The organism is Demequina maris, assembly GCF_000971155.1.
Taxonomy (GTDB): domain Bacteria; phylum Actinomycetota; class Actinomycetes; order Actinomycetales; family Demequinaceae; genus Demequina; species Demequina maris.
Genome location: NZ_BBLX01000003.1, coordinates 291,434 through 307,743 on the forward strand (window position 1 = coordinate 291,434; position 16,310 = coordinate 307,743).

General features: G+C 73.7%; 18 protein-coding genes. 9 read left to right on the forward strand and 9 right to left on the reverse strand.

All coding sequences use genetic code 11. The features are described from left to right. The first annotated feature begins 70 nt into the window (after positions 1-70). Positions 71-664 carry a dienelactone hydrolase family protein gene (locus AOM02_RS05350; RefSeq protein WP_062297390.1) on the forward strand — a complete coding sequence of 198 codons (594 nt, stop codon included), beginning with the start codon at positions 71-73 and terminating at the stop codon, positions 662-664. Between the two features lie 24 nt (positions 665-688). Here AOM02_RS05350 and AOM02_RS05355 read toward each other — a convergent pair whose 3' ends face one another. Genes AOM02_RS05355 through AOM02_RS05370 form a run of 4 tightly spaced genes read right to left on the reverse strand, consistent with a single transcriptional unit; the run spans position 689 to position 2,950 of the window. Continuing rightward, positions 689-1,462 (reverse strand): DUF6226 family protein, encoded by a 774-nt coding sequence (locus tag AOM02_RS05355; protein ID WP_062297392.1) that lies wholly within the window; start codon positions 1,460-1,462, stop codon positions 689-691. 26 nt (positions 1,463-1,488) lie between these two features. Continuing rightward, positions 1,489-1,992, reverse strand: coding sequence for an aminoacyl-tRNA deacylase (locus tag AOM02_RS05360; protein ID WP_062297394.1), 504 nt, complete (start codon positions 1,990-1,992; stop codon positions 1,489-1,491). Between the two features lie 28 nt (positions 1,993-2,020). Beyond that, complete coding sequence (locus tag AOM02_RS05365) at positions 2,021-2,482, reverse strand: hypothetical protein (RefSeq protein WP_062297396.1); 462 nt, start codon at positions 2,480-2,482, stop codon at positions 2,021-2,023. Between the two features lie 60 nt (positions 2,483-2,542). Then, entirely contained in the window at positions 2,543-2,950 is a 408-nt protein-coding gene (locus AOM02_RS05370) for a hypothetical protein (RefSeq protein WP_062297398.1), read from the reverse strand. Between the two features lie 235 nt (positions 2,951-3,185). Here AOM02_RS05370 and AOM02_RS05375 point away from each other — a divergent pair, with 235 nt between their 5' ends. Beyond that, positions 3,186-3,770 carry an LbetaH domain-containing protein gene (locus AOM02_RS05375; protein WP_062297401.1) on the forward strand — a complete coding sequence of 195 codons (585 nt, stop codon included), beginning with the start codon at positions 3,186-3,188 and terminating at the stop codon, positions 3,768-3,770. 4 nt (positions 3,771-3,774) lie between these two features. Here AOM02_RS05375 and glpK read toward each other — a convergent pair whose 3' ends face one another. Further along, the gene (glpK, locus tag AOM02_RS05380) at positions 3,775-5,289 is read right to left on the reverse strand and encodes a glycerol kinase GlpK (RefSeq protein ID WP_062297403.1); all 1,515 of its coding nucleotides are present in this window, start codon (positions 5,287-5,289) and stop codon (positions 3,775-3,777) included. Between the two features lie 158 nt (positions 5,290-5,447). Between glpK and AOM02_RS05385 the strand changes: the two genes are divergently transcribed. After that, positions 5,448-5,819 (forward strand): VOC family protein, encoded by a 372-nt coding sequence (locus AOM02_RS05385; protein WP_062297405.1) that lies wholly within the window; start codon positions 5,448-5,450, stop codon positions 5,817-5,819. On the opposite strand, the gene AOM02_RS05390 is transcribed toward AOM02_RS05385, so the two are convergent. Then, positions 5,786-7,546 (reverse strand): glycerol-3-phosphate dehydrogenase/oxidase, encoded by a 1,761-nt coding sequence (locus tag AOM02_RS05390; RefSeq protein WP_062297407.1) that lies wholly within the window; start codon positions 7,544-7,546, stop codon positions 5,786-5,788. The two genes, AOM02_RS05385 and AOM02_RS05390, sit on opposite strands and share 34 nt — an antisense overlap. A 146-nt stretch (positions 7,547-7,692) precedes the next feature. Further along, a complete protein-coding gene (locus AOM02_RS05395) occupies positions 7,693-7,911 on the reverse strand; it encodes a hypothetical protein (RefSeq protein ID WP_156156092.1) in 219 nt (72 codons plus the stop codon). 164 nt (positions 7,912-8,075) lie between these two features. On the opposite strand from AOM02_RS05395, the gene AOM02_RS05400 reads away from it, so the two are divergent. The 5 genes from AOM02_RS05400 to AOM02_RS14690 all read left to right on the forward strand — a co-directional run bounded on the left by AOM02_RS05400 (position 8,076) and on the right by AOM02_RS14690 (position 14,021). Further along, entirely contained in the window at positions 8,076-8,552 is a 477-nt protein-coding gene (locus tag AOM02_RS05400; RefSeq protein WP_062297413.1) for a CoA-binding protein, read from the forward strand. Beyond that, entirely contained in the window at positions 8,549-9,391 is an 843-nt protein-coding gene (locus AOM02_RS05405) for an alpha/beta fold hydrolase (RefSeq protein WP_062297416.1), read from the forward strand. The genes AOM02_RS05400 and AOM02_RS05405 overlap by 4 nt, the downstream gene beginning before the upstream one ends. 76 nt (positions 9,392-9,467) lie before the next feature. Next, positions 9,468-9,788: a hypothetical protein gene (locus tag AOM02_RS05410; RefSeq protein ID WP_062297418.1), complete on the forward strand. Its 321-nt coding sequence runs from the start codon at positions 9,468-9,470 to the stop codon at positions 9,786-9,788. Between the two features lie 58 nt (positions 9,789-9,846). Further along, entirely contained in the window at positions 9,847-11,034 is a 1,188-nt protein-coding gene (locus AOM02_RS05415; RefSeq protein ID WP_062297420.1) for an exonuclease SbcCD subunit D, read from the forward strand. Next, positions 11,031-14,021, forward strand: coding sequence for an AAA family ATPase (locus tag AOM02_RS14690; protein WP_062297422.1), 2,991 nt, complete (start codon positions 11,031-11,033; stop codon positions 14,019-14,021). The genes AOM02_RS05415 and AOM02_RS14690 overlap by 4 nt, the downstream gene beginning before the upstream one ends. A gap of 4 nt (positions 14,022-14,025) precedes the next feature. On the opposite strand, the gene AOM02_RS05425 is transcribed toward AOM02_RS14690, so the two are convergent. Beyond that, a complete protein-coding gene (locus AOM02_RS05425) occupies positions 14,026-14,502 on the reverse strand; it encodes a GNAT family N-acetyltransferase (protein WP_082104892.1) in 477 nt (158 codons plus the stop codon). 113 nt (positions 14,503-14,615) lie between these two features. Between AOM02_RS05425 and AOM02_RS05430 the strand changes: the two genes are divergently transcribed. Further along, positions 14,616-15,182 carry a hypothetical protein gene (locus AOM02_RS05430; protein ID WP_062297425.1) on the forward strand — a complete coding sequence of 189 codons (567 nt, stop codon included), beginning with the start codon at positions 14,616-14,618 and terminating at the stop codon, positions 15,180-15,182. A gap of 395 nt (positions 15,183-15,577) precedes the next feature. Here the strand turns inward: AOM02_RS05430 and AOM02_RS05435 are convergent, their stop codons facing one another. Beyond that, positions 15,578-16,303 carry an energy-coupling factor ABC transporter permease gene (locus AOM02_RS05435; protein ID WP_062297427.1) on the reverse strand — a complete coding sequence of 242 codons (726 nt, stop codon included), beginning with the start codon at positions 16,301-16,303 and terminating at the stop codon, positions 15,578-15,580. Between the last annotated feature and the right edge of the window lie 7 nt (positions 16,304-16,310).

Here is a 16,310-nt window from a genome sequence, read left to right on the forward strand (position 1 = left end):
GCGGGCCGCCGCGGCGAGCGGCGCGACCGGCTCGGGTCGCGCGCCGGGGCCCACGGCGAGAGACTGAGGCATGGCCGAGATTCTCCTGTTCCACCACGCACTAGGGCTCACCGAAGGGCTCCTTGCCTTCGCCGAGCGCCTGCGCGCGGACGGCCACACGGTCCACTGCCCCGACTGCTACGCGGGCCGCACGTTCACCGACACCGACGAGGGCGTCTCGTTCGCCCAGGGCATCGGGCACGATGCGCTCCAGGAGGCCGCGCACAGCGCGGCCCGTCGTCACCGCGGCGCGGACGTGGTGATCGGCTACTCGCTCGGCGCCATGCAGGCGCAGCTGCTGGCGCAGGATCGGCGCCGATTCCGGGCATGCCTGCTGGTGGCCGGCGCGCTGCCGCCCGCGGCGCTCGGCGGGGTGTGGCGGCACGAGGTCGCGCTGCAGATCCACGTGGCGGACCCGGACGAGTGGGTGGTGCCGCAGGAGATCGACGCGCTGCTCTACCACGCGCCTCACGCACGCATCTTCCGCTACGCGGGCAAGGGCCACCTGTTCATGGACCACTCCACGCTCGAGTACGACGCCGACGCGGCGGACCGCTTCGAGGAGCGCACCAGCGCGTGGCTCGCGGAGCTCGACGAGCACCAGCGCTCGCGTCAGATGGCCTGACCGGCCCGGGGGCCGAGCGGCGCGTCAGGCGCTGCGCAGCATCTTCTTGACCCGCTCGAGCGCGGCCTCGATGGCGGCCTCGCCCTCCTCGCGGGTCCACCGGCGCATCGGCTCCGGCTCGGGCTCCCAGGTGCCGTCCGCATCGTCCCGGCGCGGGGGCCACGGCATCCAGCGGCGGCCGTGCCGCTCGCGCTGGCTCTGCTTGAGCGCGTCGACGCGCTCCTTGTCGGCGACGTGGCGAGGCTCGCGGCTGTAGCTCGCGCCGCCGAGGTCGCCCATGGTGATCTCGATGCCGTCGGTCCACGAGTAGCGCTCCTGGAAGCGGCCCTCGACCACGGAGAACACGAGCCGCTCGAGCAGCTCGGCGCTGTCCTCGAGGGACTCGTCGCATGCGTCGCAGCCGCACGCGGGCGCGCGGGCCTCGCCGGCGGCTCCCATCGCGACGACGATGCTGGGGAACGTCGTCTCCGCGATCACGAGCGGCGCGCAGCCGTCGTGACGCGGCAGCAGGGTCGCGGCCCGGGCGATGCGCACCTGGCCCTGCTCGGCGCTGCGCACCGTGTCCGGCGCGTCCTCGGGCAGGCCCTCGGTGTAGCGGACGTCGACGTCGTACGTGCGCTCGAGGTGCTCGATGAGCGCGTCGGCGACGTCGGCGAGCGGGGCGAAGCGCTCCGGGTGCCGCGTCAGGGAGTAGGTGCGCTTGGGCGGCCCGTCGGCGCCCCAGCGGTGGCCGTACGGGATCGCGTTGCCTTCGGGGTCGGTGAAGACCAGCTCTGGCAGCTCGGGCCTCTCGTACACGTGCGCCAGAGTACCCAACCTCAGGCTCAGCGGGGTGTGAGGGCCTCGGTGACGTCGGCGATCCGGGCGTCGAGCACCTCGACGAGCTGCTGCGTGTCGAGCGTCGCGGCCACGCCGTGCGCGCCCGCGCCGATCGACACGGGCCCCTCCCGGGAGACGATGAGGGCGTCCGCGATCACGGGCCACGGCCGTCCGGTCGCCGGGTCGGGGGTGGCGCCGAACGGGGTGATGGTGCCGCGCTCGTAGCCGGTCACCTCGCGCGCGACGTCCTTGTCAGGCATCGACAGCCGGTTGACGCCGAGCAGCGTGCGCAGCTTGGGCCAGCTGATCTCGCGGTCGCCGGGCACGAGGACCATGAGGTACTCGCCCTCGGCACGCCGCACCACGAGGGTCTTGAGGATCTGACGCGGCTCGAGGCCGCGGACCTCGGCGGCCTCCTCGAGCGAGCGCACGGGGCCGTGGACGGTGACGTCGTACTCGATGCCGGTGGCCGCGAGCGCGCGGATCGCGGGGGTGTCGGGGGTGCTCATGGCGTGGTGAACGCGGCGCGGGCGCCGTCTACTCCCCGAGGTAGCGGGTGCCGGTCGCGTCCGGGCCCTGGTCCGACACGAACGCGAGACGCGCGATGCCGCGCACCGCCGCGATGAACCATTCCGCGATCATCTCGTCGGCCTCGCCCTCGACGCCGGAGAAGGCGACCACCATGCCGTGGCGGACCACGCCGCCCGGGTACACGATGTCGCCGGTCGTGTAGAGGTGGGGCTGGTCCATGCGGACCCGCGACGTGTCGAGGCCGGTGCGCTCGGCCACCTTCGCCTTCGCGACCGCGTAGCCGTAGGTCTTCGCCTCGGTGTCGCCGATGCTGCCGGTCCACAGGATGGCGCCCGGTCGCGCGGGATCCATGACGACCAGGTCGCCGACCGCGCCGCGGATCGTGCCCGTCGCCGCCGCCCTCTCGATCGCAGGGGTGACGAGCTCCCAGGCGTGGGCGCACAGCTCGGGGGTGAGTCCGGTGAACATCGATGGTCCTTCCTCGCGTGGCACCACGCTAGCGCCGGAGCGCGCGCGGCGGGCGAGGGCTCAGCGCTCGAACCGCTGCTCGTACGACAGCAGCGACGGTGCGTTCCACTGGAGGCCCGTGGGCACCTCCGGGTGCGGGGCGAAGAACCCCTCGCTGAACTCCATGCCGCCCATCACGGGACCGGTGCCGATCGCGAAGGTGGGGATCACGTCCCCGACGTACCAGTCGGTGAAGACGTCGATGCCCTTGTGGAAGATGCCGAACGTCACGACCCAGTAGAGGCCGTAGACGAGCGCCGCGCCGAGCAGGAGCTGGATGGCCACGTCGATCCACGCGATGCCGGTCGCTCCGACCGCGCGGGGCGCGGCGACGGTCTGCGCGCGGGCACCACGGGCGGGCCAGTGGACCCGGAAGTCGCCGGTGCGGCGCGGACCCCAGGATCCGACCGAAATGTGTGGAACTGTCATGGTTTACCCCCAAATCCATGGGATCGCGATTGGTCACTTCGCGCAACCGGAAGCGGGTGACGAATATTCCAATCATGGGTAAAGACGCACCCAACGCCCGTTCCGTTGGGTCAAGAACGGTTAACAGCGCGTGAACTCTCGCGGCGGTCCCGGTTTCGCCGCGGGCACGGGTCACGGCATGATGCAGGGAGGACGATGCGCCGGCCGGGCGCACGCCGAGCGGAGGGGGCCGCACGTGACCGACAAGGACGACGAGACGCCCGTCATCCCGTTGCGCGAGGCGCCGGGCGAGCGTGCCGCATGGGGACGATCACCCCTGGTCATCGCCGCCTGGATGCTGGTCGAGTGGCTGCTGGTCACCAACGCCATCCAGCCGTCCTCGCGGATCCGCGTGGCGGCGCTGCGCGCGTTCGGCGCGACCATCGGTGACGGCGTGATCTTCCGCCAGCGCACCCGCGTGAAGTTCCCGTGGAACCTCGAGGTGGGCGACGACTGCTGGATCGGCGAGGGCGTCTGGTTCCACAACCAGGACCGCGTCGTCATCGGTCACGATGTCGTGATCTCCCAGGAGACCTTCATCACCACCGGCAGCCACGCGCATCGGCGCAACATGGCGCTCATCACCCGGCCCGTGGTGATCGAGCCCGGCGCCTGGGTGACCTCCCGCTGCATCGTCACGGGCGGCGTGACGCTCGGGCGCTCATGCCTGGTCTCCCCCGGCGCCGTCGTGATGAAGGACGTCCCCGCGGGGCGCATCGTCGCGGGCAACCCCGGCCAGGACGCGGGCGCGCGCTTCCAGCCGCAGCCCAAGCGCGGCTGAGCGCCTACCCGTCGGCGTCCTCGTCGAGCCAGTCGAGGGAACGCGCGACCGCCTTCTTCCAGTTGCGGTAGAGCCGGTCCGCCTCGGCGCGCGGCATGGTCGGATGCCAGCGGCGGTCCTCGTGCCAGTTGTCGCGCAGCTCGTCGAGGTCCTTCCAGTACCCGACCGCGAGGCCGGCGGCGTACGCCGCCCCGAGCGCGGTGGTCTCGACCACCTCGGGCCGGATGACGTCCGCGCCGAGGACGTCCGCGAGGAACTGCATGAGCAGCTCGTTGGAGGTCATGCCGCCGTCGACGTTGAGCGCGGTGAGCCCCACGCCCGCGTCGGCCTCGCCCGCCTCGACGACGTCGCGCGTCTGGTACGCGGTCGCCTCGAGCACGGCGCGCGCGAGGTGCGCCTTCGTGACGTACTGCGTGAGGCCCAGGACGGCGCCGCGCGCGTCGGGCCGCCAGTACGGCGCGAACAGCCCGGAGAACGCGGGCACGAAGTACGCGCCGCCGTTGTCGGGCACGCTCGCCGCGAGCGGCTCGATCTCGGTCGCGTCCTTGATGGTCCCGAAGTTGTCGCGCAGCCACTGCACGAGCGCTCCGGTGATCGCGATGGACCCCTCGAGCGCGTAATGCGCGGGCGCGTCGCCGAGCCGGTAGGCGACGGTGGTGATCAGCCCGTGGTCGCTCATGATCGCCTCGAGGCCGGTGTTGACCAGTAGGAAGGTGCCGGTGCCGTACGTGCCCTTGGTCTCGCCCTCGTGGAAGGCCGCCTGCCCGAACGTCGCGGCCTGCTGGTCGCCGAGGATGCCCGCGATCGGGACCTCGCGCAGCAACGAGCGGCCGCCGACGACGCCGTAGACCTCCGAGGAGCTGCGGATCTCGGGCAGCATCGCGCGCGGGACGCCGAAGGCGGCGAGCAGGTCGTCCGACCAGTCGAGGGTGTGCAGGTCCATGAGCAGCGTGCGGGAGGCGTTGGTGACGTCGGTGACGTGGATGCCGCCGTCGACGCCGCCGGTGAGGTGCCACATCAGCCACGTGTCCGGGGTGCCGAACGCGAGCTCGCCCGATTCGGCCGCATCGCGCGCGCCGGGGACGTTGTCGAGGATCCACGCGATCTTGGTGGCGCTGAAGTACGTCGCGAGCGGCAGCCCCGTGGCCTCGCGGAAGCGGTCGACGCCGCCCTCGGCCGCGAGCGCGTCGATCATCGGCTGCGTGCGGGTGTCCTGCCACACGATCGCGGGGTAGACGGGCTCGCCCGTGGCGCGGTCCCAGATCATCACGGTCTCGCGCTGGTTCGTGATGCCGAGCGCCTCGATGTCGAGGCGGGTGATGTCGGCCTTCGCGAGCGCCTGGCCGATCACCAGCCGCGTGTTCTCCCAGATCTCCTGCGGGTCGTGCTCGACCCAGCCGGCGCGCGGCAGGTGCTGCCGGTGCTCGAGCTGCGCCTGCGCCACGATCCGGCCCGCGTGGTCGAACACGATCGCGCGCGTCGACGTGGTCCCCTGGTCGATCGCCATCACATACGACATGCGCCTCACGCTAACCCAGCACCCCGTCGATGACCTGCGCAATGGGTAGCCCCTGGTCGCTTTCCGCGCATCCGTGCGCCTCATGGGTACGTGATTGTCGCCGCAGCGGTTGCCATGCCGCGCGACCCGTCTGACACTCGACGAGGGAAGGGAGCACCATGGCGCACGGAGACATCACCCACATCGACATCCCGGTATCCGACCTCGAGGCGGCGAAGGGCTTCTACGGGACGCTGTTCGGCTGGCAGATCGCGGCGCCGCCCGGCTTCGAGGACTATCCGATGTGGACGGCGCCGAACCAGGTGAGCGGCGGCGGCCTCGCGCCGCGCTCCGAGGGCTTCGAGCAGCCCCGCTCCTACGTGGAGGTCGACTCGATCGACGACACGCTGGCGCTGGCCGCCCAGCACGGCGCCACGGTCCTGATGCCGAAGTCCGAGATCACCGACACCAGCTGGTGGGCGGTCCTCGCCGACCCCGACGGCAACGCGATCGGGCTCTACGAGGGCGTCACCGACGTCGGCGAGGCCTGAGCGACCCGCGCCGCCTCGCGCGCGGCCAGGATCCGCTCGACCTCCTCGGCGCGGCGCCGCCGGCTCCAGCCGAGCTCGCGTCCCACGATCCGCGCGATCTCCTCGAGCAGCGGCGGCGTGACCTCGCCGCGGAACGTGAGCTGCGTGCGGCGCTCGACCACGTCCGTGAGCCGCACCACGTGCTCGGCGCGCGCGATCCACGCGATCTCCGCCCGCGTGTAGGCGGGCGCGTGCCGCAGGTGCCGGCCCTCGTCCCAGCGCGACCGCCCGCGCCGCTCGATCGCCGCGACCTCCTCCGCGCGCGTGCCGTAGCGGTCGAGCAGCACCCCCGCCCGCGCATCGTCCCCGGGGAGGTGGACCGCGATCCAGTCGCCCCGGTCGTCCGGGTGCGGGTAGTCGCGGCCGCCGCCGATGGGCAGCCCGCGCGTCGACACCCGCCGCTCGCGGCCGAGCAGCCCGAGCACGTCGTCGGCGACCCGCTCCCCCAGGGCACGATGCGTGGTCCACTTGCCGCCCACGACGCTCAGCAGCGGCACGTCGCCGCCCGGCAGGGTCGACGACTCGACCCGGTAGTCGCGCGGGATGCGCCCCGGGTCCGTGCCGGTCGCGCGCGGCAGGGGGCGGATGCCGGCGAAGCGGTGCACGATCTGCGCCCGCGTCACCGGGATGCCCGGGAACACGCGCGCGGCGAGCTCGATGAAGTAGGCGACCTCCGCGTCGGTGCACTCGGCCGGCTCGCGCGGGTCCGCCGGCAGGTCCGTGGTGCCGAGGATGACGCGGCCGTGCTGAGGGTGAATGAGGACGATGCGGCCGTCGTCGTTCTCGAAGAACACCTCCCGGCCGCGGCAGGCGGCGTGCAGCGCGGGGTTGTCGACGACGATGTGGCTGCCCTTGGTGCCGCCCATGAACGCGGTCTCCTCGCCCAACGTCGCGTTGGTGAGGTCGGTCCACGGCCCCGACGCGTTCACCACGACCCGCGCCTCCAGCCGCGCGGTCTCGCCGGTGACCACGTCGCGGACGTCGACCCCGGTGGACGATGCGCCGGTCGCCTCGACGTAGGTCGCCAGCCGGGCGCCGGGGTGGGCGGCGAGCGCGTCGAGGGCCATCTCGAGCGCGAGGCGCTCGGGCGCCCGGACGGTGGCGTCGTAGTAGGTCGCGGTGCAGCGGATGGTCGGGTCGAGGTCGGGCAGCTCCTCGAGCGACCGCGTCCGGCCGGCGAAGGTGTGGCGGGGCACACCCGTGCCGTCGGCGGCGCGGCCGGCGTGCGAGTAGTCGTCGTAGAGCGTCAGGCCCGCCTTGATCAGCATCGACCCGCGCGGCGCGCGCCGGGCGGGCCCGCGCCCGACCAGGAAGCGCAGCGGCGCGGTCGCGAGGCCAGACCAGATCGTGTGGATCGGCACGGTGGTGGGCAGCGGCATGACGTGGTGAGGCGCGTTCGCGAGCAGCGCGTTGCGCTCGGCGACCGCCTCGCGAACCAGGCGGAACTCGCCGTTCTCGAGGTAGCGCAGGCCGCCGTGGATCATGCGGCTGCTGGCGGCGCTGGTGGCGGCCGCGATGTCGCCCCGGTCGATGAGCGTGACGTCGACGCCCTGGAGCGCGAGGTCGCGGAACGTCGCGACCCCGTTGATGCCGCCGCCGATGATTAGCACGTCCGTCGTGGGGTGATCGCGCAGGTCGGACCAGGCCGGGCGCGCGTCCCGGCCCCCAGAGCTGCGGCGCGGGGCCATGCCGCCATCGTGCGCAGGTGTCAGCCACCTGCGCAATAGGTGACCCGTCCCCCACCCTCGTCGCGACCCCTCGCCGCCCCCCACCTCGGGCGCGCTGCGGGGAGGTCAGCGACGGTCTGAGGAGATCGTCGACTCCTGCGGGGAGCTCAGCGACGTCGGGTGCGGCGGTTGCGCTGGTCGTGGTGGGCGCGCGCGGCGAAGGCGGCCCACAGCGGCAGGATCACGCCGAGCGCGATGACGAGCTGCGGCAGCCCGGCCCCGGCATGCGGCAGGTCGCGGAACAGCCACACGAACCAGCTCACCACGGCGATCGCGAGCACCGCGAAGCCGTTGACCGCGGCCATCGACCTGTGATTCTTGTCCATCTCGTACGCCCCCTGGATCACATCTCATCCACGGTCGAGCCTTCCCGGGACGCCCCTGGGCCTCAAGCCACCACTTGTGGGGGCAGCCCTCCGTTTGCCGTGCATCGTCCGGCGCGTGACCATGGAAGGCAGGGTCCCCACTCCGAGCTCCAAGGGAGCGGATCATGACTGCCATCAAGGACGCCGCCGACGCCTTCCTCGCCCACAAGCGGATCGCCGTCACGGGCGTGTCGCGCACGCCCGGCTCGCACGGCTCGAACGTCGTCTACCAGCGCCTTCGCGAGCGCGGCTACGAGACCTTCGCGATCAACCCCAACGCCGAGACCCTCGAGGGCGACCCCGCCTACGCGAGCCTCGCGGCGGTGCCAGGCGGCGTCGAGGCCGTCGTCATCGGCACCCGTCCCGAGCGCGCGCTCGACACCGTCAAGGAGGCGGAGTCGCTCGGCATCAAGGACGTCTGGATGCACCGCGGTCCCGGCCAGGGCAGCGTGGACGATGCGGCGGCGGCCTGGGGCCGCGAGCACGGCATGACCGTGATCGACGGCGGTTGCCCCTGCATGTTCGGCCCCACGGCCGACGGCGGCCACAAGTTCATGTGCTCCTTCATGAAGCGGACCGGGAACGTGCCGCGCCAGGTATGAGCAGCCTGGTCGAGCAGGGACGCTGGCGCGCGATCGACGTCGGCGGGGCGCAGCTCGACCTGTGGGAGTCGGGGCCGGCGTCCGACAAGCCTCCGGTGGTGTTGATCGGGACTGCGCTGACCGCCGACGAGCTCCTTCCCGTCGCGCGTCTCCTCGCGAGCGACCTGGGCCGGACGGTGCTCGCGTACCGGCGTCGCGGCTACGGCACGGCCGGCACGGTCGCGGGCGCGGGGTCGATCCGGCTCGATGCGAGCGACCTCATCGCGCTGCTCGACGAGCTCGAGATCGCGTGTGCCGTCGTCGTGGGGGTGTCGTACTCGGGGGCCGTGGCGCTGCAGGCGGCCGCGGACCACCCCGAGCGGGTCGAGCGCGTGATCGCGATCGAGCCGCCGCCCGTGCAGTCGGCCTCCGCCGCCGCGTTCCGGGTCGCCAACACCCGGCTCATCGCGGAGTACGAGCACCTCGGCGCCCCGCGCGCCGCGGACCGCTTCCTGTCGCGTCTCATGGACCCGCACTGGCGGCTCGACGTCGAGCGGATGCTCCCCGGCGCGGTCGCGCAGGTGGACGCGGACGCGGAGACCTTCTTCGCCGCGGACATCCCCGCGCTGCTGTCGTGGGACTTCACGGAGGCCGACGCGGCCAAGGTGACGGCGCCCGTGCTGCTGGTCAGCGGCACCGCGAGCGCGCACTGGTTCGAGGAGGAGATCGAGGCCATCCGCACGTGGTTCACGGACGTGTCCCACGTGTCGCTCGCGAATGCCGACCACTCGATGGCGCTCACGCATCCCACCGAGGTCGAGTCCGCCGTCGCCGGCTTCATCCGCGACGCCTCCGCCTAGGAGGAACGGTCGACCTCCCTGCTATCCCCACAAGTGGGGGCAGGCGCGTGTCGGACCCCGTCACTAGGGTCGAAGCATGCAGGCACTGAAGGACGATATCCAGCTGGACCTCGGCGACGAGGACGCGTGGATGTGGATCTGGTTCGTGGGCTGGACCCTCGCGGCCGGCGCGATCGCGGGCAGCATCTTCACCGCGGACAGCGGCGGCTTCGGCTGGCAGGCGGCCGTGGTGGGCGCGGTGCTGGGCGCGCTGTCGACCATCCCGCTCATGGTGCTGTTCCGCACGATGCGCGCGCTGCTGCTCAACACGGCCGCGCCGACCGCCGCGGGGCCCGTCGGGGCCCCGACCGTGCTGCCACGGCCCGGCGACGCCGCCGCGGAGCGACCCGCCGCCTGACGCGCATCGTCCCCACGCGGCGCGCTCACCTGTCGGCCCTCCCCGATACCCTCGCGGCATGCGCCTGCTCCACACGTCCGACTGGCACATCGGCCGCACGTTCCACGGCCACTCCACCGACGAGCACCTCGCGACCGTGCTCGCCGCGATCGCGGACGCGGTGCGGACCCATGGCATCGACGCCGTGGTCGTCGCCGGCGACGTCTTCGACAGCTCGACCCCCAAGGCCGACGCCTTCACCATGCTCAACCGCGCGCTCGCCGCGATCCGCGAGGCCGGCGCGCAGGTGCTGCTCACGTCGGGCAACCACGACGGCCCCGCGCGCCTGGGCCACATGGCCGACTTTGCCGCGTTCGGCGGCGTCCACCTCCGTACGCGTCTGCAGGACCTCGCGACCCCGGTGACGCTCGCCGACGCGCACGGCGACGTCCTCCTCTACGGCATCCCGTACATCCACCCCGAGTTCCTGCGCGCCGCCTTCCCCGGCTTCACCGGTGCCACGCACCAGGACGCACTCGCCTTCGCCATGGGCCTGATCAGGGACGATGCGGCGGCGAGGGGCGGCGCCGACGGCCCGGCCCGATACGTGGTCGCCTCGCACTGCTTCGCCTCGGGCGTCTCCGACACCACCGAGGAGTCGGGCCGGGCGGAGGAGCGCGACATCTCGCGCGGCGGCCTCAACATCGTGGGGATCGACACGTTCGACGGGCCCGACTACGTGGCGCTCGGCCACATCCACTCCCACGCGACCCTCGCGCCGCGGGTCCGCTACTCGGGCGCACCGCTGCGGTTCTCGTTCGGCGAGATCTCGGGCTCCAAGGGCGCGTGGATCGTCGACCTCGGCTTGCCGGGCACGGAGCCGGAGGTCACGTGGCTCGACCTGCCCGCCCCACGCGCCGCCGTCCGCCTCACGGGCACGCTCGAGGACCTGCTGGCCCCCGGCGCGCATCCGGAGGCGGAGGACGCGTGGGTCGACGTGGTCCTCACCGACGACCAGCTCCCCCGCGACGCCATGCGCGCGCTGCAGACGCGCTACCCGCACGCGGTGACGCTCACGCATCGTCCCGCCACTCGCCACGATCACGGCGAGGCCACCTACGCCGAGCGGGTCGAGGGCCGCAGCGACCTCGAGATCGTCGACGAGTTCCTCGGCTACGTCCGCAACGGCGCCGCGCTCAGCGAGGCAGAGAAGGGCCTGGTCGCGGACGCGCTCGGCGCGCTCGAGGCCAAGGAGGCGACCCGGTGAGGATCCTCCGCCTCGAGCTCGAGGGCTTCGGCCCGTACCTGGACCGCCAGGAGATCGACTTCACCGCCTTCGAGACCGAGGGCCTGTTCGCCATCACCGGTAGGACGGGCGCGGGCAAGTCGACCATCCTCGACGCGATCTGCTTCGCGCTGTACGACAAGGTGCCGCGCTACGAGAAGGCCGAGCCGGTGCTGCGCAGCCACTTCTGCGGCGAGGACGACCAGACCTCGGTGACCCTCGACTACGAGCTCGGGACCCAGCAGTACCGGGTGTGGCGCTCCCCCGCCTACGAGCGCGCGAAGAAGCGCGGCACCGGCACCACGACCAAGGGCGCCGAGGCGAAGCTCTACGTCCGCCGCGGCGCCGACTGGGAGATCCTCGCCGCCATGCCGCGCGAGGTCGGCGAGCACGTCGGCGCGACCGTGCCGCTCACCGGCGACCAGTTCCTCCAGGTGATCCTCCTGGCACAGGGCCGGTTCGCCGAGTTCCTCAAGGCCGACACCTCCGAGCGGCGCACCGTGCTGCGCTCGCTGTTCGGCACGCGCCGCTTCGAGGACCTCGAGCAGCACCTCCGCGAGATCGCGAAGACCAAGCAGGCCGCCGTGGATGCCGCCGACGCCGAGCTCGCGGGGCTGGTCGAGCGCGCCGCGGCGCTCGTCGGCCTGGACGTGCCGGCGGTCGCCGAGCGCGACGGCTTCTGGGACGATGCGTCGGCGGAGACCACGCAGGCCGTGACCCTGGCCACCGCGGCCCGGGCGGATGCGACCATCGCCGCCGACGCGACCGCCGCCGCGCTGAGCGAGGCGCGCGAGGTCGAGCGCACCCGCGAACGGCTCGCCCGGGCCGAGGCGACCGTGACGGAGCTCGAGGCCGATGCCGACGAGCAGTCCGCGCGCGAGGCGCGGGTCGCCGCGGCGCGCCGGGCGGTGCCCGTGCTGGGACCGATGCGCGAGGCCGAGCGTGCCGCGCGCACCGAGGCCGACGCGACGGAGGCGCTCGCGCGGGCGCGTGAGGTGGCCGCCGCCGATGCGGTGGCCGGGCTCGCGTGGCCGCTTGGCGACCTCGGCGCCGCGGGCGAGGCGGAGCTGCGGGCTCGGGAGTCGGAGCTCGCGGGCGAGATCGGCGCGCTGTCGGGCGCGCTCGCCGCCGAGCGCTCGATCCCCTCGCTCGGGGCGGCCCACACCCGGGCCACCGAGGGAGTCGCGACGGCGACCGAGGCGGCCGAGGAGACCCGCGCGGCCCTCGCCGCGCTTCCCGAGCGGGAGCGGGAGCTGCGCGAGGCGGTCGAGGCGGCCGGCACCGCGGCCGCCCGCGTCGAGGACCTCGCCGGCGCGGTCGAGCGCGCGCGGGCGGCGGTGGAGGCCCACGGGCTCGTCGACACCCTCTCCGGCGCCCTCGACCGGGCGCGCGCCGCAGAGGCGGGAGCGGCCGAGAGCCACGCGGCCGCGGCCGCCGTGCACGCGGACCTGGTCCAGCGCCGGCTCCGCTCGCAGGCGGCGCACCTCGCGACCGAGCTCGAGGACGGAGCGCCCTGCCCCGTCTGCGGCGCGACCGACCATCCCTCCCCTGCGCAGCCGTCCGACGACCACGTCACCGACGAGGCCGTCGACGCCGCCTACGAGGCGCTCCAGGCCGCGGACCGCGTCCTCGCGGGCGCGCGCGACACCCGCGCCGAGGCCGACCGCGACCTCGCCGGCGCGCGGGAGAGGGCCGGCGAGGGGGATGCGGAGGCGGCGGCCGCCGCCCTGGAGCACGCGCGCACGGCGCACGCCGCCGCCGACGCGGCGGCGGCCGAGCGCGACCGCCTCACCCGCGAGCTCGAGGCCCTCGCCGCACGCGAGGCCGCCCTCACCCAGCAGCTCGACGCGCAGACCCACGCCCTCACGACCGCCCAGGAGGCCGTCACCCGCGCCGCGACCGAGCTGGCGTCCGCACGGGAGCTCGCCGCGCATCGTCCCGACGACTACGCCACCGTGGCCGCGTACGCCGACGCCCTCGCGTCCGCGAAGGCCCTGGTCGCACGCCTGATCGCGGCGACCGGCGCGGCCGAAGACGCAGGGGCCGCTCACGCGAAGGCGACGGCGGCGCTCGAGGACGCGCTCGCCTCGTCCGGGCTCGAGAGCCACGACGCGGCCCGCGAGGCCGGGCTCGAGCCCGGCGAGCTCGCGAGGCTCGAGGCGCAGGCCGAGAGCCACCGCAGCGACCTCGCCGCGGCCCGCGCCATCGTTGCCGAGCTCACCGACCGCGAGCTGCCGCCCGAGCCCGCGGACCTCGAGTCCCTCGCGTCGGCGGCCGCCGAGGCCGCGAGCGCGCGCGACGCCGCGATCGAGGCCGCCACCACGGCCGCGGGACGGGCGCGGGACCTGGACGCGCTCGCGCGGCAGTACCGGGAGCTGGGCGAGTCAACCGCGGGCGCGCGTGCGGAGCGCGACGTGGTCGCGACCCTCGCGGACGCGCTCGAGGGCAAGGCGCCGAACGAGCGACGGCTGCGGCTCGAGTCCTTCGTGCTGGCGTCGAAGCTGGAGCGGATCGTCGCGGCGGCGAACACGCGCCTGCGGACCATGTCGAGCGGGCAGTACCAGCTGGAGCACGACGACTCGGCGCAGTACCGCGGCAAGGAGACCGGCCTCGCGCTGCGCATCGCGGACGCACACACGGGCCAGGCGCGCTCGACCCGTTCGCTGTCCGGCGGCGAGACGTTCCTCGCGTCGCTGTCCCTGGCGCTCGGGCTCGCGGAGACCGTGACGGCGGAAGCGGGCGGCATCGAGCTGTCGACGCTGTTCATCGACGAGGGCTTCGGCTCGCTCGACGGCGACACGCTCGAGGTCGCGATGTCGACGCTCAACGACCTGCGCGACTCGGGCCGCACCGTGGGGCTGATCTCGCACGTCGAGGCGATGCACGACGCGATCCCGGCTCGGCTCGAGGTCACCAAGGCGGCGGACGGCTCGAGCCGGGTCGAGGTGAGGGTCGGCGAGGTCGACTGACCTCTCAGCCGAGCTCGCCGAACGGGTACCGGACCGTCGCGAACGGCCACGCCTCGTCCAGCCAGGCGGGAACGAAGGCGCGCACCGCCTCGTCCACCCCGGCGGGAGCGTCGGCGACCACCCACCACGAGACGTCCGCCGCCGGCTCCTCGAGGTCGTCGCCAGGCTCCGCGGGATCGACGTAGATGCAGCCGAGCAAACGGCCCTCGTCGGCCGGGAGGATCGCGTAGTTGAACGACTCGTGGGCGACCATCTCGCGGGCGTGGCGGGCGAGGTCGTCGCGGTCGGCCTCGGCGCTCATGTCGACGGGCGGCCAGCCCCAGACCTCGCCGTACTTCGCCCACAGCGCAGCCTGGTTGCCCATGACGGCGGGCATGTCGATCTCGAGGTCGTCGGGGCCGATGGGGCGCACGTGGATGTCCTCCGCTACCCGTACGTGAAGCGGGTGGGCGAAGCCGGCGGGCAGCCAGGGCACGGTCATGCGGTCTCCTCGGGGTCGAGGGCCAGGATCTTCCCGGCGGCCATCGCCGTCAACCGGTGCCGCGCCACGGCTTTCCTGCGAGACTCGAGGTGAGGGGTTGATGGTGACGGGTCATGGACAGGCATCTCTACAGCGACGAGTCGAAGGTCGACGGCTTCCGCTTCGCGGGCGCCGTGGTCGACGGCGAGGACCTGCACCGCGTCCGCCGCGAGGTCCTCGACTGGCGCGTGGGTACCGCGCGGCGCTGGCACACCTCGAAGGAGAAGCCGGAGGCGCGTGATCGGGCGCTGCGGCGGCTGCTGCGGTTGGCCGGCAGCGTGGACATCGTGATCGTCGAGCACGCGAAGACGCATCCCGAGTTCGTGGCGCGCGAGGCCTGCGTCGACGCGCTCGCGCGCTGGGCGTCGGACCACGGCGTGACGCACTGGACCCTCGAGCAGGACGCCCCGGTCGAGTACCGGGACCGGCAGACCATCGCGATGCTCATGCGTACCGGCGAGATCCACCGCATGCGCTACCGGCACGAGGCCGGGCCCGCCGAACCGCTGCTGTGGATCGCGGACTTCGCCGCCTGGCTCTGGACCAAGGGCGGGGCGTTCCGCGAGGCGCTGTCGCCGCTCGTCGTGCATCACGAGGTGGTCGCGGAGCCGGAGGGGCGCCGCCTGCACCACGCGGCCTGAACGCCGCCTGAACGTGCCCGGACAGCGCGAAACCCGGCTGACCAACCATCCGGGAGGCTGCCGGGTTTGCTGCTCGGAGCTACTGCCCTTCGCTACCTCTATTATCTCATCCCCGCCGAGCCCGGGCAACGGACCTGGAGCAGGGACGATGCGGCGCCGAGCGCGGCCTCCGGGCGGCGCGGCGGCGCGGGGCGAGGTGGGTCCGTTCCGGTGTTTCACGTAGGCGTGAAACAGCTGTGCCGGGGCGCATCGGCGCAGCGTGGCGCGCCGCGCTGTCGGGCCCCCATTTCACGCATACGTGAAACACGCCAGAGAGGGTGTCGCGCCCCGGGCGACACGCCGCACGACGCCACCGCTCCGCACGCGCCGCCACACCACGCCCCCTCGCCGCGGGCCTACCCCAGCGCCTCGAGCTCCCCGTCGACGACCCGCACGTGCCGGTGGCCCACGCCCATGGTGTCGGCGTGCGCGAGCGCCCGGGCCCGGTGCCCGGCCACGGCCAGGCCCACCGCCACGATCGCGGCGGTCGCCGCCGCCTCGAGCACCGCCCACGCGAGGTGGTGCGGGATCGACACGCTCCACGCGCGCGCCGCCAGCTGCGCCGGCGCCCCCGCCGCGTACACGCCCCACAGCACCAGGGACGATGCGACGACGCTCACCCACGCGGCCACGCCCGACGCGAGCACGATCCACCGGTCCCCCGGCAGCTCGCCGCGCCATCGTGCGACCGCACGCAGGACACCGCGATAGACCAACCAGCCGACGAGCACGCCCGCGACGCCCATCACGAGCACGTTCGCCCCGAGCGCGGACACGCCGCCGTCCCCGAGCACCAGCGCCTCGAAGCCGAGCACCCCGGCCATGGTCAGCAGCCCCAGCCATGGGCCCACCGCGATGGCGAGCAGCGTGCCGCCGATGACGTGGGCGGTCAGCGTGCCGCCGATGCCGAGCGGCACGTCGAGCAGGTGCGCGACGAGCACCGCGCCGGCGCCGGCCGCGGCCAGCCCCCAACTCCGCTCACCGCGCCGCAGCGCGACGCCCGCGTAGGTGACGGCGCCCACGGCGGCCGCTCCCGTGACGATCAGGACTCCGGGGTCGAGCACCCCGCTCTGGATGTGCATGATGTAC

Excerpts from the sequence above, each read along its gene's own strand:
- AOM02_RS05390 (WP_062297407.1), bottom strand. The coding sequence starts at position 7,546 with ATGGCCCCGCGCCGCAGCTCTGGGGGCCGGGACGCGCGCCCGGCCTGG.
- AOM02_RS05365 (WP_062297396.1), bottom strand. The coding sequence starts at position 2,482 with ATGTTCACCGGACTCACCCCCGAGCTGTGCGCCCACGCCTGGGAGCTC.
- AOM02_RS05435 (WP_062297427.1), bottom strand. The coding sequence starts at position 16,303 with ATGCACATCCAGAGCGGGGTGCTCGACCCCGGAGTCCTGATCGTCACG.
- glpK (WP_062297403.1), bottom strand. The coding sequence starts at position 5,289 with ATGTCGTATGTGATGGCGATCGACCAGGGGACCACGTCGACGCGCGCG.
- AOM02_RS05405 (WP_062297416.1), top strand. The coding sequence starts at position 8,549 with ATGAGCAGCCTGGTCGAGCAGGGACGCTGGCGCGCGATCGACGTCGGC.
- AOM02_RS05430 (WP_062297425.1), top strand. The coding sequence starts at position 14,616 with ATGGACAGGCATCTCTACAGCGACGAGTCGAAGGTCGACGGCTTCCGC.
- AOM02_RS05410 (WP_062297418.1), top strand. The coding sequence starts at position 9,468 with ATGCAGGCACTGAAGGACGATATCCAGCTGGACCTCGGCGACGAGGAC.
- AOM02_RS05385 (WP_062297405.1), top strand. The coding sequence starts at position 5,448 with ATGGCGCACGGAGACATCACCCACATCGACATCCCGGTATCCGACCTC.
- AOM02_RS05360 (WP_062297394.1), bottom strand. The coding sequence starts at position 1,992 with ATGAGCACCCCCGACACCCCCGCGATCCGCGCGCTCGCGGCCACCGGC.
- AOM02_RS05350 (WP_062297390.1), top strand. The coding sequence starts at position 71 with ATGGCCGAGATTCTCCTGTTCCACCACGCACTAGGGCTCACCGAAGGG.
- AOM02_RS05395 (WP_156156092.1), bottom strand. The coding sequence starts at position 7,911 with ATGGACAAGAATCACAGGTCGATGGCCGCGGTCAACGGCTTCGCGGTG.
- AOM02_RS05370 (WP_062297398.1), bottom strand. The coding sequence starts at position 2,950 with ATGACAGTTCCACACATTTCGGTCGGATCCTGGGGTCCGCGCCGCACC.
- AOM02_RS05400 (WP_062297413.1), top strand. The coding sequence starts at position 8,076 with ATGACTGCCATCAAGGACGCCGCCGACGCCTTCCTCGCCCACAAGCGG.
- AOM02_RS05415 (WP_062297420.1), top strand. The coding sequence starts at position 9,847 with ATGCGCCTGCTCCACACGTCCGACTGGCACATCGGCCGCACGTTCCAC.
- AOM02_RS05425 (WP_082104892.1), bottom strand. The coding sequence starts at position 14,502 with ATGACCGTGCCCTGGCTGCCCGCCGGCTTCGCCCACCCGCTTCACGTA.